The sequence below is a fragment of the Bradyrhizobium sp. Cp5.3 genome (assembly GCF_000426265.1).
In the GTDB taxonomy this organism is placed as follows: Bacteria; Pseudomonadota; Alphaproteobacteria; order Rhizobiales; family Xanthobacteraceae; genus Bradyrhizobium; species Bradyrhizobium neotropicale.
The window spans coordinates 71,774-94,137 of sequence record NZ_AUFA01000008.1; the positions used below are offsets into that span (position 1 = coordinate 71,774).

The window sequence follows — 22,364 nt, forward strand, 5'->3', positions numbered from 1 at the left end:
TCCCTCCACCTACTGTTTGCTGAGAGGGCAATTGCCCTCGCTCTCGGGTCTGAAGGCATCTTCGCCCTTGATGGTCCCGACGACCTTCAGGAGGTCCCAACTGGACTTCGATTGGTCGGGCGATTTGACCTGGAGGAGATAGAGCGGATGGATCTTGCGTCCGTCCCTGCGAATGAAGCCTTTGCCGAACAACGGATCATCCGTCGGAAGCTCCTTCATGGCCGCGACGACCGCTTTGCCGTCTTTCGCGCTACCGACCTTGTCGACAGCCTTCAGATAGTGAATGACGGAGGCGTAAACGCCGGCCTGCATGTCGTTGGGGTAGGCCTTGGACGGGATGTGCTCCGAGAAGCGCTTGGCGAACGACCGCGTGCCATCGTTGAGGTCCCAGTAGAACGGATTCATGATCTGGGCGCCTTGAGCGAATTGCAGCCCAAGGGACGGAATGCCGTTCATGCCCAGAATCAGGCCGACCAGCTTGTGATCCCTGGTCAGGCCGAACTCGGCGGCCTGCTTCATCGAGGTGATCGTGTCATCGCCGGCGTTGGCAATGCCAATGATGTCGGCGCCGGAAGCCTGTGCCTGCAACAGGAACGAGGCGAAGTCCGCCGTCCCGAGAGCATGACGGACAGCTCCAAGGACCTGTCCGCCGGATGCCTTGACCGCTTCGGCCGCTTGCTTCTCCAGATCGTGGCCGAAGGCATAATCGGCCGTGATGAAGAACCACTTCTTGCCGCCCTGCTCGACGACAGCCTTGCCGAGCCCGCGACCGTAAGCGTAGGTGTCGTAAGTCCAGTGAACCGTATTCGGTGTGCACTTTTCCCCCGTCAGGAGCGCCGTGCCGGCGCCCGATCCGACGAACACCTTGTTTTTTTCGGCGCTCATTCCCGCGACCGCCAGCGCAATCGCCGAGTTGGGAACGTCGAAGATTGCATCGACGCCCTCATTCTCATACCAGCGACGTGCGATGTTGACGCCGGCATCGGTCTTGTTCTGGTGATCTGCGCTGACGACTTCGACCTGCTTGCCGCCAGCCTTTCCGCCATAATCCTCGACAGCCATTTGTGCCGCGATGACCGACCCGATGCCCTGGTAGCTCGCAAAAGCCCCGGACTGGTCGTTGAGGACGCCGAGCTTTACCCGTTCCTGCGCATCGGCCGACCCGCAACCAAGCGCGAGTGAGCAGATGCACGTCGCCAATAGGCTTGCCACCTTCATGGATACTCCTCCCAGCTACCATTGCGGTCTCAGCCGCATAATACTTATATTTTATAAGTAGCTTGGCGGTGTCAATTCGGCATGCGTCGTGATAGATGCGAAACGAAGATGACCCAGGGGAGCCAATGGCAATCGCAACAATGGCGGCAGAGAAGCAGCTCGATCTAGCTGCCCTTCGCGGCACCCCCGGCTTCGTGATCCGATTGATCCAGTTGAAGTTCTTTGACGGCTTCTACGATACCTTCGCTGAACTCGGACTGACGCCTGCGACCTATGCCATCCTCATGCTGGTGCGGGACAACCCGGGGATCGTTCCCAGTAGCGTCGCGACCCTTTTGCGACTTCACCTGCCGAATCTGACCAAAATCCTGCACCAGCTCGAACATGCCGGTCTGGTGAAGCGAAGCCGGTCAAAAATCGACCGGCGCGCCACAGAGATCACTTTGACATCGAAAGGCGAGAAATTGATGAGGGATGCCGTCAGGCTTACGGCGCCCTATAACCGCCGAATGCTTGCTCCCCTCAGTGAGGCCGAACGATCAACCTTGATCGAGCTGCTAAATCGGGTCAGCCCATTCTGATGCAGCGCTCAAACAAAAAGGCACGGCGCTTTGCGGCACCGTGCCTTTTCTCATTAGCGCGCTTTGATCAGCTATAGATTTCGAACAGGCCGGCGCCGCCCTGGCCGCCGCCGATGCACATCGTCACGACGCCCCACTTGGCCTTGCGGCGCGCTCCTTCCTGCAGCAGGTGGCCGGTCAGGCGTGCGCCGGTCATGCCGAAGGGATGGCCGATCGCGATCGAGCCGCCATTGACGTTGTACTTGGCGGGATCGATGCCGAGCTTGTCGCGGCAATACAGGCACTGGCTGGCGAAGGCTTCGTTCAGCTCCCAGAGATCGATGTCGTCGATCTTCAGGCCGGTGCGCTTGAGCAGCTTCGGGATCGCGAACACGGGACCGATGCCCATCTCGTCAGGCTCGCAGCCGGCGGTCGCCCAGGCGACGAAGCGGCCGAGCGGCTTGAGGCCGCGCTTCTCGGCGTCCTTGGCCTCCATCAGCACCACGGCGGCGGCGCCGTCGGAGAGCTGGCTGGCATTGCCGGCGGTGACGAACTTGCCCGGACCCTTCACCGGCTCGAGCTTGGCGAGGCCTTCCAGCGTGGTCTCGGGCCGGTTGCACTCGTCGCGATCGACGACGTAGTCGACGATGCTCTCGGCCTTGGTCTGCTTGTCGACGACCTTCATCCTGGTCTTCATCGGGACGATCTCGTCCTTGAACTTGTTCGCCTGCTGCGCCGCGGCCATGCGGCGCTGCGATTCCAGCGAGAACTCGTCCTGATATTCGCGGCTGAGCTTGTAGCGCTCGGCGACGATGTCGGCGGTGTCGATCATCGCCATGAAGATGTCGGGCGCGACCTTCAAGAGCTCCGGATCGATCGATTCCTTCGGCGAGCCGCCGCCGGGGATCGAGATGCTCTCGACGCCGCCGGCGACGATGCAGTCGGCGCCGTCGGAGCGGATCGAGTTGGCGGCCATCGCGATGGTCTGGAGCCCTGACGAGCAGAAGCGGTTCACCGACACGCCGGCGGTGGTCTTCGGCAGGCCCGCGAGCAGCGCGGCCTGACGGCCGATGTTCGGCGCGCCGTGGGCGCAATTGCCGAGATAGCAGTCCTCGACATAGTCCTTGTCGACGCCGGCGCGATCGACCGCGTGCTGGATGGCGTGGGCCGCGAGAGACATCGGCGGCGTGATGTTGAACCCGCCGCGGGCGGACTTCGCCAGGCCCGTGCGCGCATAGGAAACGATGACGGCTTCACGCATTGGTTTCTCCCTTTTCGGATCGTCGATTGTGGCTCTTCAGACGCTCTTCGTACAGATATCCGGCCAAGGCAACAGAAATCGTTTTCGCCCGATTTTCCGGCAAGCGGAACGGCCCGATATCATCGCCTTCCGCTCGACAGCCGTGTCTTGATAATTCCGTAGAGTGCGCTGGCAGCGGGCGCCAGCGTCTCGTTGCGCCGCCGCACCAGGGCGATCGTGCGGTACAGGACCGGATCGAGCAGCGGCACCTCGACCAGGCCGGTCGCGACCGTGGTCGCGTTCATAGCTGCGGGGAGGATTGCCGCACCGACATTCTCCCGCGCCAACGCGATCGCACTCGGCGTGCTCTCGACCACGAAGCGGCCTCGCGTCTGCAGCCCTGCCTTGACGAGCTGCGTCTCGACGATGCGGCGGTTGCCGCTGGCGCCGCCGAGCGTGATGAGGTCGATGCCCGCCAGGTTCGACCATGCCACCCGCTTCAGCTTCGAGGCCGGATGCGCGCGGCTGCAGACCAGAACAAAGGGATCGCGCATCAGCATCTCCTCGGAGAGATCGGGGTTGGCCTCCTGCTGGATGTGGATGCCGAAGTCGGCCTGGCCCTCGCGCACCGCATCGGTGACGAGCGCACCGGACCGCTCGAGCAGCTGAATGCGATTGTGCGGATACTTCCTGGCGTACATGCGCAGTGCAAGCGGCAACTGCCGGAACGCGACCGACTGGAGCGTCGCCAGGGTGACGTCGCCAACCCCGAGGCGCGATGTCGTGCGCAGCCGGTCGAGGCCATGGACGAGGTCATCGACGATGCGGCGCGCCAGCGGCAGGAAATCCTTCCCCATCGGGCTCAACGCCGTCGAGCGCGTGGTGCGGTCGATCAGACGGAGCCCGACGAAGGCCTCCAGCCGCTGAATGCGGCGCGTCAATGCGGTCTGGGTGATGAAGAGATGATCCGCCGCCCGGTTGAAGCTGCCGAGCTCGGCGACATGGACGAAGGCCTGGACGCCGTCGATCGGGATCTTCATGCCAATTTCTCATGAAAAATTGCGATTAATGCATTTTACGCAGGCTGGAGCCTCCCGCAAGATCGCTTCCGACGGAAGGATACGCAACCGGCCGCACCTATTTGGAATTTCGGGAGGAACGATGACGACCAATGCGGTGGCCGGCCCCATGAACCCGGTCACGGAGCGCGCGCCCACGGCCGAGACATCCGCCGCCAATATCCTGCAGCGATTGATGGAGATCAGGGTCGGCATCATCCCTCTGCCGGTCTATCTGCTCCTGCTCGGCCTGATCGCGGCTTTCTCCTTCAAGGGTAAGATTTCCGGCGAGGTCACGGTGATGATCGCCGTACTCGTCGCTGGCGGCTTCACCTGCGCCGAGATCGGGCGGCGGATCCCGATCCTGAACGTAATCGGCGGTTCCTCGCTGGTGACGATCTTCCTGCCGTCGTTCCTGGTCGCGCATCAGCTGCTGCCGGCGCCGCTGGTGCAGCAGGTGACGACATTCACCAAGTCCACCAACTTCATCTATCTCTTCATCACCGCCGTCGTCGTCGGCTCGATCCTGAGCATGGATCGGCGCGTGCTGATCCAGGGTTTCGTCAAGATCTTCATTCCGCTGGTGAGCGGCTCGATCCTCGCGCTTGGCGTTGGTGGTGCGGTCGGCTGGCTGTGCGGGATCGGCTTCTGGCGCTCGATTCTCCACGTCGTCGTCCCCGTGATGGCGGGCGGCGTCGGCGAAGGCGCGATCCCGCTTTCGGTCGGCTATGCGGAGGCGCTGGGCCTCAACCAGGGCGCCATGCTCGGTCAGATCCTGCCGCTGGTGTTCTTCGGCAACCTCGTCGCCATCATCTGCTGCGGAGCACTGAACTCGCTGGGCAAGCGGCGGCCGGATCTCACCGGCGACGGCCAGCTCCAGCCGGGCGCCGACGTTGCGGCGGACGCCGTCCGCGACCACGCGCATGCCGGCGTCACCAGCGTCGATGTCGCAACCGTTGCGGCCGGAGGCATCAGCGGCATCGCCATCTACGTTTTCGGCACGCTGATCCACAGCCTGATCGGTCTGCCGGCTCCGGTCGCCATGCTGTTCCTGGTCGTGCTCGTCAAGCTGCTCAAGGCGGTGCCGGCCTCGCTGGAGGAAGGCGCCCGCGTCGTGTTCCGCTTCTTCGTCACCGCGGTGACCTATCCGCTGCTGTTCTCCACCGCAGTGGCGCTGACGCCGTGGCATGAACTGGTCGAAGCGTTCCACCCGGCGAATCTGGTGACCATCATCGCGACCGTCGTGACGCTGACGGCGACAGGATTCTATGTCGGCCGCCTGCTAAGGATGTATCCGATCGAGACTGCGATCGTGAACGCCTGCCACAGCGGTCTTGGCGGCACCGGCGACGTCATGATCCTGACCGCTGCCGAACGAATGGAACTGATGCCGTTCGCGCAGGTCGCGACCCGGATCGGCGGCGCGATCACGGTGACGCTCGCGATCATCGCGATGGCCCACTTCAAGGTCATCTGAGCGGAGGGAAGGGCATGCTGATGCGAAGCAAGCTGTTCGTTCCGGCCTCGCGGCCCGAACTGTTCGACAAGGCGCTGAACTCAGCCGCCGACGCGCTGTCGTTCGATCTCGAGGACGCGGTCGCTCCAGGCCAGAAGTCGCAGGCGCGTGCGCTGCTCGCCAAATTCCTGCGCGGGCTGCCGGCAACCCGTAAATCCATCGTGGTCCGGGTGAACGCGTTCGGCACCGCCGAATTCAACGCCGACATCGAAGCCCTGGCCGGAGCCGTGGTCGATATCATCAACCTGCCGATGGCCGAGGACGCGGATGCGGTGCTCCAGGCGATCGCGCGAATCGAAATGCTGGAGACCTCGTCGCGACGGGTCGGCGTGCTGCTCAACGTCGAGACACCCAAGGGCCTGCGCAATGCCGCCGAACTGGCCAGCTCGCATCCGCGCGTGATGGGGCTTCAGATCGGCTATGCCGATCTGCTCGAACCCTGCGGCATCATCAGGTCCGACCGCGACGCACTCGCTCATATCCGCCTTGCGGTACGCTTCGCTGCCGCCGAGGCCGGTATCGCCGCCTATGACGGCGCCTTTGCCGCAGTCAAGGACACCGACGGCTACCGCGCCGAATGCCTGGCGGCACGAAACCACGGCTTTGCCGGCAAGAGCTGCATCCATCCGAGCCAGATCGCGATCGCCAACGAGACATTCATGCCCGATGCGGCCGAGATCGCGTGGGCGCGCAAGGTCGTGGCCGCCGCTGCGGGAGCCGATGCGCGGGGCATCGGTGCCTATCTGGTCGACGGCCATATGATCGACAAGCCATTCGTCGAACGCGCTCGCGCCGTCGTGTCGCTGGCCGACACAATCTCGACCGAGGCCACGCCATGAGCCAATTGCACGCCCGCGATTATGAGCCCGGCCGCAGCGGCACGCTGGATGGTGTCCGTATCCTCGACCTGTCGCGGCTGTTCGCCGGCAACGTGCTGACCCAGATCCTCGGCGACTTCGGCGCCGAGGTGATCAAGGTCGAGCCGCCCGAGGGCGACACGCTGCGCGCCTGGAAAACCGAGGGCATCGAGACCCACTGGAAGGTCTATTCGCGCAACAAGAAGAGCCTGTGCCTATCGCTGCGCGATCCGCGCGCGATCGACATCATCCGGAAACTGGTGCCGTCGACCCAGATCTTCATCGAGAGCTTTCGCCCCGGCGTTCTGGAAAAGATGGGATTGTCGCCGGAGGCGCTGCTGGCGCTCAATCCGTCCCTGGTCATCATCCGGATTTCCGGCTGGGGGCAGGACGGTCCCTACGCGCAGCGTCCTGGCTTCGGCACCGTGATCGAGGGCGTGTCGGGATTTGCCGCGATCAACGGTTTTGCCGACCGCGAACCGGTGTTGCCCCCGATGTATCTTGCCGACGGCGTCGCCGGCGTCTATGGCGCCTCCGCCGCGATGATCGCGCTCCGCGAGGTCGAGATGAAGGACGGCCGCGGCCAGGTCGTCGATCTGTCGCTGCTCGATCCGCTGTTCGCAATCCTCAGCCCGCAGGCCGCGAACTATCGGCTCACCGGCAAGGTCAAGCCGCGCACCGGCAGCCGCTCCACCAATTCTGCCCCGCGCAACGCCTATCGGTGCAGCGATGGACACTATGTCAGCCTGTCCGGATCGATCCAGAAGATGGCAGAGCGGCTGTTCCGCGCCATCGGCCGCCCCGAGTTGGTCGACGACCCGCGCTTCCGCACCAACGCCGACCGCCTGCGGCATGCCGACGAGCTGGACGCCATCATCGGCGAGTTCATCGGCGCGCGGACGCAGGCCGAGAACGTCGCCTTCTTCGAGCAAGCCGAGGTCACGATCGGCCCGATCTACGACACCCCGCAGATCATGGCCGATTCGCACGTCATCGCCCGCGAGCTGATCGCCGACTATCCGGACCCGGACATGGGGCAGCTCCCGATGCACCACGTGGTGCCGCGGCTGTCGCAGACGCCAGGCACGATCCGGACGCCCGCCCCGGCACTCGGCCAGCACAATCGCGAGCTGCTCAACGAAATCGGCATTGGCGACGACGGCTACGCGGCACTGCGCGAGGCCAACGTGGTCTGCGAAGCCTCGAACAACGCCGCGCCGGCGAAACGCCATTCGAGCGTGTAACGGAGGGTCTCGATGCTGCACCAGATGACGCGAAGGACATTCGTCGCGGCAGCCACCGCAACGGCCGCAGGACTTGCTCAGTCGCGTCATGCGGCAGCCGAAACGATCCCCAATTCATCCGGCACCGAGGCTCCGAAGACAAAAGCGCCGGCGAATGCCTGCGACGCGCATTTCCACATCATCGATCCCCGCTTTCCGACACCGGAAAGTGCCAAGCCGGCAGGCTCGACCTTCGATGACTATGTGCTGCATCAGCGCCGCATCGGCACGACGCGCGCGGTTCCGGTGCAGCCGAAATATCACCGCACCGACCATGCCTGCATCCTCGATGCGCTCAGTCGGCTCGGCAAGAACGGACGGGGCGTCGGGGTCTGTCATCCCGACGTGACTGATGCGGAGCTGAAACGGCTCGATGCCGGCGGAATCCGCGGACTTCGCTTCAGCGTTTGGAATCCGGGCGACACAGTGACCACAATCGACATGATCGAGCCGCTGTCCAAGCGCAGCGCCGATCTTGGCTGGCACGTCCAGCTTCACATGTCAGGCGATCAGATCGTCGAGACGTCGGCAATGCTCGGCCGCCTGCCCTGCCCGATCGTGTTCGACCACATGGGGCGGCTTCCGCCGAAACAGGGGCCGGAACATCCGGCTTTCCGCGTCATCGCCGATCTCGCAGGTAAGGGCCGCGCCTGGGTAAAGCTCGCCGGTGCTTATCTCAACACCGAGCAGGGCCCGCCCTATGCCGACGCGACGCGAATCGCGCAGGCCTTCGTCAAGGTTGCGCCCGATCGCCTGGTCTGGGGCAGCGACTGGCCCCATGTCACCGAGAAGCACAAACCTGATGACGCAGAGCTGTTCGAACTGCTCGCGGCGTGGGCCGGCAATGAAAAGACCCGCGACGCAATCCTGGTCGACAATCCGACCCGGCTTTATGGCTTCGATCGCTGACGCTACCGGAGTAGCGCCAGCGCATTCTGCCTATGGGCCTTAGAACGTCAGCGCCTTGACCTGCTTGACCTGCGGCAGCGCCTGCACCTTGGCGAGCACGTCCGCCGGCACCGCGCCGTCGACCTCGACGAGCGCGATGGCGTCGCCGCCCTGCTCGACACGGCCGAGATGGAAGGTCGCGATGTTGATCTTGGCGTCGCCCAGGAGGCCCGCGAAGCTGCCGATGAAGCCCGGCTTGTCCTCGTTGGTGACATAGATCATCGACTTGCCGAACTCGGCGTCGACGCGGATGCCCTTGATGTCGACGAGGCGCGGCTTGCCGTCGTGATAGACCGTGCCGGAGACCGAACGCTCCTGGCGTTCGGTCGCGACCGTGACGGTGATCAGGCTCTCATAGTCGCTCTGCGCGGCGCGCACGATCTCGTCGACCACCATGCCGCGCTCCTTGGCGACGACGGGCGCGGAGACGACGTTGACCTCGCCCAGCATCGGCCGCAGCAGGCCCGACAGCACCGCGGAGGTGATCGCCTTGATCTTCATCTCGGCGACATGGCCCTCATAGGTGATCTGCACCTTGAGGATGCCGGTCTCGGTGAGCTGGCCGGCGAAGGAGCCGAGCTTCTCGGCGAGCGCGATGAACGGCTTCAGCTTCGGCGCTTCCTCCGCCGTGATCGAGGGGAAGTTGACGGCGTTCGAGATCGCGCCGGAGAGCAGATAATCCGACATCTGCTCGGCGACCTGGAGCGCGACGTTCTCCTGTGCCTCCGTGGTGGAGGCGCCGAGATGCGGTGTGCAGATCACGTTGGGATGGCCGAACAGCACGTTCGAGGTGGCGGGCTCCTCGACGAAGACGTCGAAGGCGGCGCCTGCGATGTGCTTGGAATTCAGCGCATCGACCACCGCCTGCTCGTCGACCAGGCCGCCGCGCGCGCAGTTGATGAGGCGCACGCCCTTCTTCATCTTGGCGATCGCGGCCGCGTCGATGATGTTCCTGGTCTTCTCCGTGAGCGGGGTGTGCAGCGTGATGAAATCGGCGCGCCTCAAGAGGTCGTCGAGTTCGACCTTCTCGACGCCGATGTCCTTGGCGCGCTCCGGCGACAGGAACGGATCGTAGGCGACGACCTTCATGCGCAGGCCGAGCGCGCGGTCGGCGACGATCGAGCCGATGTTGCCGCAGCCGACCACGCCGAGCACCTTGCCGGTGATCTCGACGCCCATGAAGCGGTTCTTCTCCCATTTGCCGGACTGCGTCGAGATATCGGCCTGCGGAATTTCGCGCGCCAGCGCCAGCATCAGGGTGATGGCGTGCTCGGCGGTCGTGATCGAATTGCCGAACGGCGTATTCATCACGATGATGCCCTTTGCCGTGGCGGCGGGAATCTCGACATTGTCGACGCCGATGCCGGCGCGGCCGATCACCTTCAGCTTCGTCGCCTTCTCGATGATCTTGGCGGTCGCTTTCGTCGCGGAGCGGATCGCAAGGCCGTCATAGTTGCCGATGATCTCGGCCAGCTTGTCCTTGTCCTTGCCGAGATTGGGTTGGAAGTCGACCTCGACACCGCGATCCTTGAAGATCTGCACGGCGGCGGGAGAGAGCGCGTCGGAAATGAGAACTTTGGGTTTGGTCATCTGAATGATCCTCTACCTTCCCCTGAAACGAGGGCGGCCTTCGACGGGAGTAGGTTGATGCTGTTTCTCTTCCTCTCCCCGTTCTTACGGGGTGAGGGGCAGCCACAGGCAAGGTGCTCGCGGAGAGAGCCCCTCACCCGGATCGCTGCGCGATCCGGCCTCTCCCCGCAAGAACGGGGAGGGGCTAAGAAAGAAAGATCAAGCCGCTTTCGCGAGCGCGGCCTTGGTCTCGGCGAACGCCCAGTCGATCCACTGGGTCAGCAGCTCGACGTCCTTGGCCTCGACCGTGGCGCCGCACCAGATGCGCAGGCCTGCCGGCGCATCGCGGTAATACGCGAAGTCGAAGCCCGCGCCTTCCTTCTCGACCAGGGCGACGAGCTTCTTGCAGAATTCGGCCTGCGCGTCGGCGGGAAGCGAGGTGATCGCGGGATCGGTGAACTTCAGGCACACCGACGTGTTGGAGCGGATCGAGGCGTCCTTCGCCAGAAAATCGATCCAGGGCGTCTTCGCCTTCCAGTCGGCGAGCACCTTGGTGTTGGCGTCGGCGCGCGCGATCAGCGCCTTCAGGCCGCCGATCGACTTCGCCCAGTTCAGCGCGTCGAGATAGTCCTCGACGCAGAGCATCGAGGGCGTGTTGATGGTCTCGCCGACGAAGATGCCTTCGTTGATCTTGCCGCCCTTGGTCATGCGGAAGATCTTCGGCAGCGGCCAGGCCGGCTTGTAGGTCTCGAGCCGCTCCACGGCGCGGGGCGACAGGATCAGCATGCCGTGCGCGGCCTCGCCGCCGAGCGCCTTCTGCCAGGAGAAGGTGACGACGTCGAGCTTGGCCCAGTCGAGCGGCTGCGCAAACGCAGCGGACGTCGCGTCGCAGATGGTCAGGCCTTCACGGCTCGCGCTGATCCAGTCGGCGTTCGGCACGCGCACGCCCGAGGTGGTGCCGTTCCAGGTGAAGACGATGTCGCTCTTCGGATCGACCTTGGAGAGATCGGGGATTTCACCGTAGGCCGCGTTGAGCTTGGTGAGGTCCTTGAGCTTCAATTCCTTGACGATGTCGCTGACCCAGCCCTCGCCGAAGGATTCCCAGGCGAGCGTGGTGACGGGCCGCGCACCGAGCAGCGACCACAGCGCCATCTCGACCGCGCCGGTATCGGAGGCGGGCACGATGCCGATGCGATAATCGGCGGGCACCTCGAGCACCTCGCGCGTCAGATCGATCGCGAGCTTGAGCTTGGTCTTGCCGATCTTCGCGCGATGCGAGCGGCCGAGAGCTGCGTCCTTGAGATTTTGGGCGTTCCAGCCGGGGCGCTTGGCGCAGGGGCCGGAGGAGAAATGCGGCACGTTCGGCCGCGAAGCGGGCTTCGCTACAGTCATGATCTACCCTTCCAGATAGTAAGCCTCCCGTTGGGGGGAGGTGTCCCGCCGCGGCTCATACGGGAAACGGGTAGAATCGTCAAGGAAGTTCGGGCGCCTCACGGCGGAGTGATGGCGATTCCGGTGCAGCTTCCGGTGATTCGACTGCGGCCAGCGCATTCAGCAAATCCGTTGCCTCGCTGATCAACTGCGCGGCCCGGCGTCGGCTGCTCACTTTCAAAATGCATTTGTCGCCGGCCTGGACGACGTAGTCGTTGCCGACCTTGATCAGAGAATAGCTCGTCATCGAAATCCCCGAACTTACCGAGCCCGGTGTCAGACGCTACCTAGCACCGTTCGTCCCAGAGCAAACGTGAACGACGGCTCGGTAGTTAATCAGCTCTCAATATGAACGGATGCGCAATCCGATTTTGCAGGCGACGCAACGGCGACGCCGAGCTGGTTCAAAAGCGGACAGTCATGCCCACATGACTCGCCGTGAATCCGAGCCGCTTGTAGAAGCGTTGCGCATCGACACGGCTCGCATGCGTCAGCAGCTCGACCAGATTGCAGCCTTTCGCCTTCGCCTCCGCCACCGCCCATTGCACCAACCGCTCGCCGATGCCGCGGCTGCGACAATCGGAAGCAACGCGAACATCCTCGAGCAGACCGCGCGCGCCGCCTTGTGAGCTCAGGCCAGGCAGGATCGCGAGCTGCAGGCAGCCGACCACCCTGCCCTCGCTCTCCGCGACCACGAGCTGGAGTTTTGGATCGCGATCGACCCGCTCGAACGCCTCGTAATAGGACGCGGGCAGTGGATCCTCCAGCCGCTCGCGCGCTCGGCCGAGATGATCGTCGGCGAGCATCGCCACGATCGCGGCAACGTCGTCGCGGCGCGCGCGGCGGATGGAGACGGACTTCGTAGTCATATCTGAACCTTCAAATCAGCGCGCCGGCGGAAGACCGAGACCGGCCTCGGCCTCGCCGATCCAGCGGCGAACGGCAGCAAAGCGGGCAAGATCGAAGCCGCCTTCATGCGCGAGGCGCGTATAGGCGAGCAGTGCGACGTCGGCGAGCGAAATCGCATCCCCAACGAAGAAGCGGCTCGCTGCAAGATGCTGGTCCATGCGGTCGAGCGCCGCATGGCCGCGCTTGACCTTCTCCGGATCGAGCTCGGAGGCAGCCTTGCCGAGATAGACGAGTTGGAAGCGGCACACCGCGATATAGGGCTCGTGGCTGTACTGCTCCCAGAACAGCCATTCATCCATCTTGGCCGCAGCGAACGCATCGCGCGGAACGAGCGCGCTGTCACGGGCGAGATAGCGGATGATGGCGTTGGACTGCGCCAGCGTGCGGCCATCGTCGAATTCGATCGCCGGCACCTGGCCGGCGCCGTTCAGCTTCAGGAACTGCGGCGTGCGCGTCTCGCCCTTGCGGGTGTCGATCTCGATCCAGCGATAGGGCAGCGCGAGCCTGTCACAGACCCACTTCACCTTGAGACAATTTCCGGAATTGCTGTCGCCGTGGATCTTCATCGCTGCCTCCCGTGTGGGAGCGACAGAGCATCAGGACGCCGCCGCCCTGTCAACCGGCTGCATCGGCGCGTCTAGAACTGGTAGCCGGCACCGACGCGGAAGTTGTTCAGGCCGACAGTAATGTCCTTCACGTTCGAGAAGCCGACATGCTCCCATTCCCCGCGAATGAGGAAGTTGCCGCAGATCGCGTATTCGATGCCGATGCCTGCAGTCCATCCGTACATGAAGGCGTTGGAGCGCTGCTCGGCGCTGGACAGTGTGTCTGAACCGGCGGGCAGATGGCGATGAACCGTCGTGACCACGCCGCCGCTGATCACGGCCTCGTCGAAGTCGTCGTATTTCTGCCAGGTCACGGTCGCAAATCGCGAGACTTCAGCGCGCCCGATCGCCAACCCGGCGAAACCATACGGCATGAAGTCGCCGCCGTCCCAGCCGACCCGGCCGCGGAAAGTCGCATAATCCTTGAGCTTCAGCGAAGCACCGCCACCAAGCCTGGTGTCGTAGGTGTAGGTATGGCCTGTGGGAGCCGTTTCGCCTGGGAGTATTCGCCCCATGGAGTCGCTCGCCGTGCTCGATATATTGTTCATGTAGCTGTAATTGGCTTCGACGCCCATCACGGCATCATAGATCTGCCAGTTCTTGCCCACATAGGCACCGAACCCAGTCGACTGCACGTGGTTCTTCGGCAGCAGCGACCATCCGCCGACCGGCGCCTGAAGCACGCTGTTGCGAAGCATGAAGTCGGTCATCGACTTCGGGGCGTGGCTGAAATCGATGTCGGTCGTGGCGAAGCCGAACTGGCCACCGACATAGAAGCCGTCCCAGTTATGGGAGGCCTTCGACAGGCCGTCGGTGAAGCTGCCGCGCAGGATGGGCAGATCCGGCATATCGGCCGCGTGCGCAGCGGACGCAGTCGCCAACATCGCCGCCATCAACCAAAGCCTACGCATTGCAACGCTCCATCGAACTCGAACTTTCGATGGTGATCATCGCTCGTTAACCTTAACCAATGGTTGCGCAGCGGCATTAATTGCCGCCCAGCAATGAAAAATACGCAAAGCGAAACGGCGCGGGATGATCCCGCGCCGTTAGGAAACCTTAAAGTGATCGAGCTGCCGATCAGCCCTTGGTGACGAGCGGCGGCGGCGCGTAGACCGGCGGGCTGCTCAGATCCCAGCGTACGCCGAGCTTGAGGTCGTGCGATGTGATGTCATTGAACTTGAAGGTATTGCCTCGCGAGAAGCCCGTGAAGTCTGAGATCACGCCCGTGGTCCCGCTGCCGAGATCGACGTAGCTGTAAGCGAGTTCGAGGGTCAGGCTCGGATTGACCTTGTAAGCCAGACCGGCGTGCGCCGCCCAGGCGAAATTCCACTTCGATCCACTGGCGGCAGTCGCAAAGCCCGGAAAGGTGCCGTTGTTGATGACGGGACCGGCAGTCACGAGAGGATTGACGGCGCCGCTGTCGGTGAAGCCGGAAATATTGACACGCGATGCACCGATGCCCGCACCGATGAACGGAGTTACACACCACCACGTTCCCAGGTCGACATAGGCGTTTGCCAGAAACAGCAATTCCGACTTGCTGGCGTTGTAGTTGTCGATGCCGTTATAGGCGACGCCGTAGGCGGAGGCCGTGAAGACATCGGAGCCTTTGAAGTTGGACTTGCCCCGATACTGAGCCGTGACGTCTGTCCGGAACCAGTTGTTGAAGCGGTAACCGACACCGACATCGAAGATTCCGGCCGTATCGAAATCAGTCGTCTCGTTGAGCGTGCTGATCTGGGAATAGGCGGTCGGGTCCGACTTGCGGATGTTCTTGACGCTCTGATTGCTGAAGCCGATGTCGCCGCGCAGATACCAGCCGCCGAAGTCGGCGGGCGGAGCCGGCGCGTACATGGGAGGTGCCGCGATCGGCATGTCGGCGGCGAACGCCACCGACGAGATCAGGCTTGCCGCACCCGCGGCAAGGAAAGACTTAACGCTACGCATTGGCTTCGTCCTTTTGGCCGGTGAGGCAAAATACGCAGGCCTCACGTTCTGGAAACTCACAGCCGGACGATGGCACTAAATGCTTAAGCGCCACTTAACCCTAATTTTTAAGGTTGATTTTTCCTCACTGCACACGCGCGTGCTGCGTGAGCGTTGCAGAAATGCGGCGCCCAATTGCTAACAAGGTATGAAAGCGGAGCGCAGCGAGAGAGGGCGTCAGCGCGCGTGCTGCGGCAGTTTCGGCAGGAACACCGCGAGCAGCCCGATGGCCGGCAGGTAGGCGCAGACCTGGTAGACGAACTCGATCGAGGTGTGATCGGCGAGCCTGCCGAGCGCGGCCGCCCCCAAGCCACCGATGCCGAAGGCGACGCCGAAGAACACGCCGGAGATCATGCCGAAGCGGTGCGGCACCAGTTCCTGCGCGAACACGATGATTGACGAGGTCGTCGAGGAGATGATGAGGCCGATGATCACCGAGAGCACCGCGCTGCCGGCGAGACCTGCATGGGGCAGCGCCAGCGTGAACGGCAGTGCGCCGACGATCGAGATCCAGATCACGATCTTGCGGCCGAAGCGATCGCCCAGCGGTCCGCCGAAGAAAGCGCCGACCGCGTTCGCCGCGAGGAAGATGAAGAGATAGATCTGCGCCGCCTGCGTCGACACGCCGAAGCGGTCGATCAGATAGAAGATGTAATAGCTCGACAGGCTCGATACGTAGAGCTGCTTGGAAAACAAGAGCGCCACCAGCACGAGAAGCGCGACTGCAACGCGGCGCGAGCTCGGCCCGCCGGGCTGGGTGTGCACCGGGGCCACCTTCTTCGTGGTGATCTGCGGCGCGTACCAGCGGCCGATGCGCCAGAGGATGAGAATCGCGAGGAACGCGATCGAGGAGAACCAGGCGATGCTGCCCTGCCCGAACGGCACCACGATCAGCGCTGCCAGCACCGGTCCCATCGAGGTGCCAAAACTGCCGCCGAGCTGGAATACCGATTGCGCGAAGCCGTAGCGGCCGCCGGAGGCGAGCCGCGCGATGCGCGCGGACTCCGGGTGGAACACCGCGGAGCCGAGGCCGACCAGCGCAGCCGCAACGAGGATGACGAGATATCGGTGCGCGGCGCTGAGCAGCAGCAGTCCGAAGAAGGTCGAGGCCATGCCGATCGCGAGCGAATAGGGCTGCGCCCTCTTGTCGGTGTAGTGCCCGACCACCGGCTGAAGCAGCGAGGCCGTGAACTGGAAGGCCAGCGTGATCATGCCGATCTGCGTGAAGTCGAGCGCGTAGGTGTCCTTCAGGATCGGGTACACCGAGGCGATCAGCGACTGCATGGTGTCGTTGAGGAAGTGCGAGAAGCTGATGCCGGCGAGCACGACATAGGCCGGCCCCGCGCTCGGCTTGGGGACAGCAGACGCCAATCCGGCCACGGCAACGGGCTCAGTCAGCGTTTCCTCGGAGACGACGACAGGCTTGTTCAAGGGAGGCATCCCGGCGGGCGCGGCGAACCGCCGCACTCGCTAGTTACGATGCCTCCGGCGGCGTAACCACCGCCAATCGCCGATGGCTGGGATGCGCTTAAGCCGCCGCCTGCCCGAGCGCGGAGACGATGGTGTCGACGACATCCTCGACCAGGACGCGGTCCTCGCCCTCGCCCATCACGCGGATCACCGGCTCGGTGCCGGAGGAGCGGATCAGGAGACGGCCGTGGCCGTTGAGCCGCTTCTCGCCGTCGGAGATCGCCGATTTGACGTCGGAATCGTCGAGCGGCTTGCCACTCTTGTAGCGGACGTTCTTGAGGATCTGCGGCAGCGGATCGAAGCGGTGGCAAACCTCGGAGACGGGCCGGCGCAGCCTCTGCACCACCGCGAGCACCTGCAATGCCGCGACGAAGCCGTCACCGGTGGTGGCGTAGTCGGACAGGATGATATGACCGGACTGCTCGCCGCCGAGATTGTAGCCGCCGCTCAGCATCTGCTCGAGCACGTAGCGGTCGCCGACGGGCGTGCGCACGAGATCGAGCCCGTGGCCTTTCAGGAAGCGCTCGAGCCCGAGATTGGACATCACGGTCGCGACGATGCCGGGCCGCGACAGCCGTCCGTCCTCCTTCCAGCTCTGCGCGATCACCGCGAGGAGCTGGTCGCCGTCGACGAGATGGCCGCGCTCGTCGACCAGGATGACGCGGTCGGCGTCGCCGTCCAGCGCAATGCCGATATCGGCGCGCATCTCGCGCACCTTCCTGGCCAGCGCTTCCGGTGAGGTCGAGCCGCATTCCTTGTTGATGTTGAAGCCGTCCGGCTCGACGCCGATCGGCACGACGTCGGCACCGAGCTCCCACAGCGCTTCCGGCACGACCTTGTAGGCGGCGCCGTTGGCGCAATCGACGACGACGCGCAGGCCGTCCAGCGACAGGTCGCGCGGCAGCGTGCGCTTGGCGAATTCGATGTAGCGGTCATGCACGCCGTCGATGCGGCGGGCGCGGCCCAAGCTCGCACTTTGTGCGAGCCTCTTGTCGAGGGATTCGTCGAGCAGCTGCTCGATCTGCTTCTCGACGTCGTCGGAGAGCTTGAAGCCCTGCGGCCCGAACAGCTTGATGCCGTTGTCCTCGAACAGATTGTGCGAGGCCGAGATCATCACGCCGAGATCGGCGCGCATCGACTTGGTCAACATCGCCACCGCCGGCGTCGGCATCGGGCCGACCAGCAGCACGTCCATGCCGACGGAGGTGAAGCCCGCGACCATCGCGTATTCGATCATGTAGCCGGACAGGCGGGTGTCCTTGCCGATCACGACGCGATGGCGATGATCGCCGCGCTGAAAAGCAAGTCCGGCAGCCTGACCGACCTTGAGCGCGAGCTCCGGCGTGATCAATCCGTTCGCGCGGCCCCGAATCCCGTCCGTCCCGAAATATTTGCGGCTCATATGATCCCCCACGCAACAATCAGGGATCCCCGCTACAACCATCGGTGCCCGGACGGGCCCCGCATCCCTGATCTGCTTTCTGCCTTATAAAGCCATCAGGGCTAAATTGGCTTCAAAAAATGTGATTAATCGTTACGGAACCGGCCGCGCCGGTACTCCGATAACCATTTGTTAACATTGAAATTCCCGCTGAGATGCGGCCGCCGAATGGAACCCGCCCGCTAGTCCGTGCGCTTGACGTGGCCATCGTCCCGGCTCGGCGGCGGCTGGGTGACATTGACGGGGTCCGAGCCCGGGAAGGTCTCTTCCAGACCCTCTTCCAGCGCTTCTTCGAGGCGGTGCTTCTCCTTGATCTCTTCTGGCGTCGGTTCACCGCGGGGCCTGCTCATGGCGCCCTCCTCACAAAACGATTTGGCAAACGATTTGGCTGTGCATCCAACCATGCTAGATGACCCCTAAATCTTCTGACGCAAGACGGGCCGGGGGAACGTTTATGAAGCACATCACCTGTATCGACGATCTTCGCGCGCTGCATAAGCGCCGCGTGCCGAAGGCGTTCTTCGACTATTGCGACCGCGGCTCCTATGCCGAGGAAACGCTGCGCGCCAATCGCGAGGACTTGCAGGCGATCAAGTTCCGCCAGCGCATCCTGGTGGACGTCTCCAAGCGCGACACCTCGACCACGATTCTCGGCGAGCCGTCGACCATGCCGCTGATCCTCGCGCCGGTGGGCCTGTTGGGCATGCAGCATGGCGATGGCGAAATTCACGCCTGCCGCGCCGCGCAGGCCGCCGGCATCCCGTTCACGCAGTCGACGATGTCGATCTGCTCGATCGAGGACATCGCCGCCAATGTCGAGAAGCCGTTCTGGTTCCAGCTCTACGTGATGAAGGACCGCGGCTTCATCAAGGATCTGATCCAGCGCGCGATCGCGGCAAAGTGCAGCGCGCTGGTCCTGACCGTCGACCTCCAGGTGATCGGCCAGCGCCACGCCGACATCAAGAACGGCATGACGGTACCCCCGGAATGGTCGCTGTCGAAGCTCCTGGATTTCGCCAGCAAGCCGGCCTGGGTCTCCGGCGTGCTGCGCGGCAAGCGCCGCACCTTCGGCAACATCGCCGGCCACGTGAAGAATACCGAGGACCTCAATCGCCTCGCCGAATGGACGGCGTCGCAGTTCGACACGTCGTTGAGCTGGAAGGACGTCGAGTGGGTCCGCAGCATCTGGCCGGGCAAGCTCATCATCAAGGGCATCCTCGACGTCGAGGACGCCGAGGAAGCCGCCAAGACCGGCGCGCAGGCACTGGTCGTGTCCAACCATGGCGGCCGGCAGCTCGACGGCGCGCCCTCCTCGATCGAGGTGCTGCCCGAAATCGTCGATGCCGTAGGCTCGAAGATGGAGATCATGTTCGACGGCGGCATCCGCTCCGGCCAGGACGTGATGCGCGCTCTCGCGCTCGGCGCAAAATCCTGCATGATCGGCCGTGCCTACGCCTATGGCCTCGGTGCCGGCGGCCAGGCCGGCGTCGCCAAGGCGATCGACATCATCCAGAAGGAGCTGCTCACGACCATGGGCCTGTGCGGCGTCAACAAGGTTGACGAGATCGACGATCATATCATTGCGGTGTGAGGCGTCGGGCGAGTTGCAGCAGCAATAAGGGCCGTCGTCCCAGACAAGCGAGCGTGTCTTAACCTCTCCCCGCCCTTCAGCGGGGAGAGGTCGGATCGCGCAGCGATCCGGGTGAGGGGCAAGGCACCCCGTCACCAAATTGGAAAATCCGTCCGACTCGCGACGCCGCGGAGCGGTACTCTGCCCGCAATCCAATTCAGAACTCGCGGAGACGGCCCCTCACCCCTCCCCGTAAGAACGGGGAGAGGGAGTGAGACGGTGGCACGTCCCTCACTGACGAAGCACCGCCGTCTACCCGCGCTCACATCGGCGGCGTGATCCCATCCCGGCCGACATTCACGCGGCTCGCCTCCAGCGAGCCGTCCTCCTTCTTCGCCGCACCGAAGATGATGAGCTTGGCGCCCGGCTTGATCTCGGACTTGTCGCTGGCGACGAAGGTGACGATCGGCGTGTCCGGCGGCACCACCACTTTCTTCTCGCCATCCTTGTACCTGACCAGGATGATCTGCCCCTCGGTGCCTTGCACCGTCTGCGTCACCGTCGCATTCGTCATGGTGGAGTTGGCGCGCGCATCCCAGGGACGGAAGCCTTCGGCCGCACCGCGCTGGTTCTCGGGGAAGATGTGCACCGCGATCGCCCGCTGCGTGCCGTCGGGCTCCGGCATTCCGGTGACGCCGATGTAGGAGCCTTCCTTGATCTCCGACAGCGAGGTCTTGACGACGGCGAAGACGGCGACGTTGTCGGTCATGTTCACCTTCACGTCATTGCCTTCGCGCGTCTTGATGTCGAGCGTCTTGCCGTCGACGCTCTCGATGGTCCCGCGGATGCGTACCGACGGCGGCTGTTGCGCCGTGGTGGTTGAAGCGAGAATACAGACGGCGAATGCGGCCACGACGAGGCGTGGCAGCAGGTTGGTCAACTTCGGCATGGCCTTGTCTCTCCTGGACGTTGCGGTGGTCCATCACGGCAACCCCGCAAGACCACCGCTATTCCGCCGCCTCGCGATCACATCGGCGGTGTCAGGCCATCGCGGCCGACGCTGACGCGGTTGGTCTCGAACGAGCCGTCCGGCAACTGCTTCATGAAAGCAACGATCTTGGCGCCGGCCTTCAGTTCGGCTTTGTCACCGGGGACGAAGGTCACGACCGGCGTGTTGTCGGCGACGAACACCTTCTTCTCACCGTCCTTGTATTTCACGAGCAGCGTATGGCCGTCATTGCCGACCACGCTCTCGGCCACCGTCGCATTGGTCATGCTGGAGTTCGGCTTCAGGTCGTAGGGGCGCGAGCCTTCGCCGGTGCCGCGCATGCTCTCCGGAAACACATGCACTTCCACGGCGTTCTGGCCGCCGTCCGGCCCCGGCACGGTGGTCGCGCCAACGAAGGAGCCGACCTTGATGTCGGACAGCGCGATCTTGGTGATGCCGGACACGTTCACGTCGGATGCGATGCGGAGCTTGACGTCTTCGCCGCTGCGCGACTTGACGTCCATCACGTCGCCATTGACGCTTTCGATCGTGCCGCGCACGCGCGTCGGCACCGGCGCCTTTTGCGCGATCGCGTAGAAAGTTGAGAAGGCCACCATCGCGACAGCGAGAAGCGGGCGCGCAAGAGTTACACGTTGAACAGTCATGAACGATCTCCGATTGTCCCCACGAGGACAGAACTCCGGAGATCGCCCGCTATTCTCTCAAGATTTTGTGAGATCGGCCTCGACCAGCGCGCGCAGTTCCGCCGTCACCTGCGGCCTTTGGCCAAACCACAATTCGAAGCCGCGCACGGCCTGATGCAGCAGCATGCCGAGCCCGTCGGCAGTCTTCAGTCCGCGTGCTTGCGCCCCCGCGAGCAGCGGCGTGATCAGCGGAACGTAGACGAGGTCGGCGACCACGGCGGTCTGCGGCAGACGTGACACATCAACATTGAGTGAAGGCTGGCCGTGCATGCCGAGCGAGGTCGTGTTCACCAGCAATTTTGCCCGCGGCAGGACATCGTTGATCCCGTCCCAGGGAATCGGATGCACGTTCGGCCCGAACTGCTTCGCCAGCGCCTCGGCCCGCGCAATGGTGCGATTGGCGAGGTGGATACGGCTGACGCCGCGTTCGAGCAGGCCGAACACGACCGCGCGCGAGGAACCGCCGGAGCCGAGCACCAAGGCCTCCTCGGCCTTATCCCAACCGGGCGCGCTGGCGTCGAGATTGTTGATGAAGCCCTCGACATCGGTGTTGGTCGAATGCAGCTCACCGCCCTCGAACCACAGCGTGTTGGCCGCGCCGACAGCTTTGGCGCGCGCATCGGGCGTGGACAGCGCCAGCACGTCCTCCTTGTGCGGGATGGTGACGTTGGCGCCGACGAAGCCGCGCAGCGACAGCCGCAGCACGAAATCGCGCAGATCCTCGGGCGGGACGGCCTCGATGATATATCCGCCGGCGATGCCGAGCGTGCGCAGCCAGTAATGATGGATCAGCGGCGAGCGCGAATGCGCCGCCGGCCATCCGATCAGGCAAGCCGCTGGCGCCTTGGTCACGATCGTCCTCTCAAGCCGCAGGCCTGCATGGTCCCTCCCTTTGGTCTCGTGGCGATCCATTTCGCGTCCAGCCTGCCCTGTCAAGCACGGGCGCGTCGCAGGGCGGCGCCCATCGCCGTGATGGGTCGGAGGCAGTGTCGATCAGATTCGCCGGCT

22 protein-coding genes are annotated in these 22,364 nt (G+C 64.0%); 6 read left to right on the plus strand and 16 right to left on the minus strand.

The genetic code is table 11. The features are described 5' to 3' along the window. Nucleotides 1-9 precede the first annotated feature (9 nt). Nucleotides 10-1,218, minus strand: coding sequence for an ABC transporter substrate-binding protein (locus K289_RS0112505; RefSeq protein WP_051310562.1), 1,209 nt, complete (start codon nt 1,216-1,218; stop codon nt 10-12). 125 nt (nt 1,219-1,343) lie between these two features. Here K289_RS0112505 and K289_RS0112510 point away from each other — a divergent pair, with 125 nt between their 5' ends. Beyond that, nucleotides 1,344-1,799 carry a MarR family winged helix-turn-helix transcriptional regulator gene (locus tag K289_RS0112510; RefSeq protein ID WP_027551822.1) on the plus strand — a complete coding sequence of 152 codons (456 nt, stop codon included), beginning with the start codon at nt 1,344-1,346 and terminating at the stop codon, nt 1,797-1,799. 67 nt (nt 1,800-1,866) lie between these two features. Here the strand turns inward: K289_RS0112510 and K289_RS0112515 are convergent, their stop codons facing one another. Beyond that, nucleotides 1,867-3,039 carry an acetyl-CoA C-acyltransferase gene (locus tag K289_RS0112515; RefSeq protein WP_027551823.1) on the minus strand — a complete coding sequence of 391 codons (1,173 nt, stop codon included), beginning with the start codon at nt 3,037-3,039 and terminating at the stop codon, nt 1,867-1,869. 119 nt (nt 3,040-3,158) lie between these two features. Beyond that, nucleotides 3,159-4,058 carry a LysR family transcriptional regulator gene (locus K289_RS0112520; protein ID WP_027551824.1) on the minus strand — a complete coding sequence of 300 codons (900 nt, stop codon included), beginning with the start codon at nt 4,056-4,058 and terminating at the stop codon, nt 3,159-3,161. 121 nt (nt 4,059-4,179) lie between these two features. Here K289_RS0112520 and K289_RS0112525 point away from each other — a divergent pair, with 121 nt between their 5' ends. Genes K289_RS0112525 through K289_RS0112540 form a run of 4 tightly spaced genes read left to right on the plus strand, consistent with a single transcriptional unit; the run spans nt 4,180 to nt 8,641 of the window. Beyond that, entirely contained in the window at nt 4,180-5,553 is a 1,374-nt protein-coding gene (locus K289_RS0112525) for a 2-hydroxycarboxylate transporter family protein (RefSeq protein ID WP_084788600.1), read from the plus strand. Between the two features lie 14 nt (nt 5,554-5,567). Continuing rightward, nucleotides 5,568-6,431, plus strand: coding sequence for a CoA ester lyase (locus K289_RS0112530; RefSeq protein ID WP_245283902.1), 864 nt, complete (start codon nt 5,568-5,570; stop codon nt 6,429-6,431). After that, a complete protein-coding gene (locus K289_RS0112535) occupies nt 6,428-7,693 on the plus strand; it encodes a CaiB/BaiF CoA-transferase family protein (protein WP_035684576.1) in 1,266 nt (421 codons plus the stop codon). Before K289_RS0112530 ends, K289_RS0112535 begins: the two co-directional genes overlap by 4 nt. A 12-nt stretch (nt 7,694-7,705) precedes the next feature. After that, nucleotides 7,706-8,641 (plus strand): amidohydrolase, encoded by a 936-nt coding sequence (locus tag K289_RS0112540; RefSeq protein WP_027551828.1) that lies wholly within the window; start codon nt 7,706-7,708, stop codon nt 8,639-8,641. Nucleotides 8,642-8,680: 39 nt separating this feature from the next. On the opposite strand, the gene serA is transcribed toward K289_RS0112540, so the two are convergent. The 10 genes from serA to K289_RS51515 form a co-directional block, all read right to left on the minus strand. After that, on the minus strand, nt 8,681-10,270 hold the full coding sequence (serA, locus tag K289_RS0112545; RefSeq protein ID WP_027551829.1) for a phosphoglycerate dehydrogenase: 1,590 nt from the start codon (nt 10,268-10,270) through the stop codon (nt 8,681-8,683). A 198-nt stretch (nt 10,271-10,468) separates the two neighbouring features. Further along, nucleotides 10,469-11,641 (minus strand): phosphoserine transaminase, encoded by a 1,173-nt coding sequence (locus K289_RS0112550; protein WP_027551830.1) that lies wholly within the window; start codon nt 11,639-11,641, stop codon nt 10,469-10,471. A 79-nt stretch (nt 11,642-11,720) separates the two neighbouring features. Continuing rightward, entirely contained in the window at nt 11,721-11,927 is a 207-nt protein-coding gene (locus K289_RS0112555; RefSeq protein WP_027551831.1) for a hypothetical protein, read from the minus strand. A 157-nt stretch (nt 11,928-12,084) separates the two neighbouring features. Beyond that, nucleotides 12,085-12,549, minus strand: a complete 465-nt coding sequence (locus tag K289_RS0112560; protein ID WP_027551832.1) for a GNAT family N-acetyltransferase — start codon at nt 12,547-12,549, stop codon at nt 12,085-12,087. A 15-nt stretch (nt 12,550-12,564) separates the two neighbouring features. Further along, nucleotides 12,565-13,155 carry a glutathione S-transferase family protein gene (locus tag K289_RS0112565; protein WP_027551833.1) on the minus strand — a complete coding sequence of 197 codons (591 nt, stop codon included), beginning with the start codon at nt 13,153-13,155 and terminating at the stop codon, nt 12,565-12,567. 71 nt (nt 13,156-13,226) lie between these two features. Further along, nucleotides 13,227-14,105: an outer membrane protein gene (locus tag K289_RS0112570; RefSeq protein WP_027551834.1), complete on the minus strand. Its 879-nt coding sequence runs from the start codon at nt 14,103-14,105 to the stop codon at nt 13,227-13,229. 169 nt (nt 14,106-14,274) lie between these two features. Then, nucleotides 14,275-15,144, minus strand: a complete 870-nt coding sequence (locus tag K289_RS0112575) for an outer membrane protein (protein WP_027551835.1) — start codon at nt 15,142-15,144, stop codon at nt 14,275-14,277. A 216-nt stretch (nt 15,145-15,360) separates the two neighbouring features. After that, the gene (locus K289_RS0112580) at nt 15,361-16,614 is read right to left on the minus strand and encodes an MFS transporter (RefSeq protein ID WP_027551836.1); all 1,254 of its coding nucleotides are present in this window, start codon (nt 16,612-16,614) and stop codon (nt 15,361-15,363) included. Nucleotides 16,615-16,711: 97 nt separating this feature from the next. Then, nucleotides 16,712-18,055 (minus strand): phosphoglucosamine mutase, encoded by a 1,344-nt coding sequence (glmM, locus tag K289_RS0112585; RefSeq protein ID WP_027551837.1) that lies wholly within the window; start codon nt 18,053-18,055, stop codon nt 16,712-16,714. A 221-nt stretch (nt 18,056-18,276) separates the two neighbouring features. Beyond that, a complete protein-coding gene (locus K289_RS51515; RefSeq protein ID WP_198024694.1) occupies nt 18,277-18,444 on the minus strand; it encodes a hypothetical protein in 168 nt (55 codons plus the stop codon). 104 nt (nt 18,445-18,548) lie between these two features. Here K289_RS51515 and K289_RS0112595 point away from each other — a divergent pair, with 104 nt between their 5' ends. Continuing rightward, the gene (locus K289_RS0112595) at nt 18,549-19,685 is read left to right on the plus strand and encodes an alpha-hydroxy acid oxidase (RefSeq protein ID WP_027551838.1); all 1,137 of its coding nucleotides are present in this window, start codon (nt 18,549-18,551) and stop codon (nt 19,683-19,685) included. A 301-nt stretch (nt 19,686-19,986) separates the two neighbouring features. On the opposite strand, the gene K289_RS0112600 is transcribed toward K289_RS0112595, so the two are convergent. From K289_RS0112600 to K289_RS0112610, 3 genes are all read right to left on the minus strand, one after another. Continuing rightward, complete coding sequence (locus tag K289_RS0112600) at nt 19,987-20,613, minus strand: hypothetical protein (RefSeq protein WP_027551839.1); 627 nt, start codon at nt 20,611-20,613, stop codon at nt 19,987-19,989. A 77-nt stretch (nt 20,614-20,690) separates the two neighbouring features. Then, entirely contained in the window at nt 20,691-21,317 is a 627-nt protein-coding gene (locus tag K289_RS0112605) for a hypothetical protein (RefSeq protein ID WP_027551840.1), read from the minus strand. 57 nt (nt 21,318-21,374) lie between these two features. Next, entirely contained in the window at nt 21,375-22,208 is an 834-nt protein-coding gene (locus K289_RS0112610) for a shikimate dehydrogenase (protein WP_027551841.1), read from the minus strand. Nucleotides 22,209-22,364: the final 156 nt, after the last annotated feature.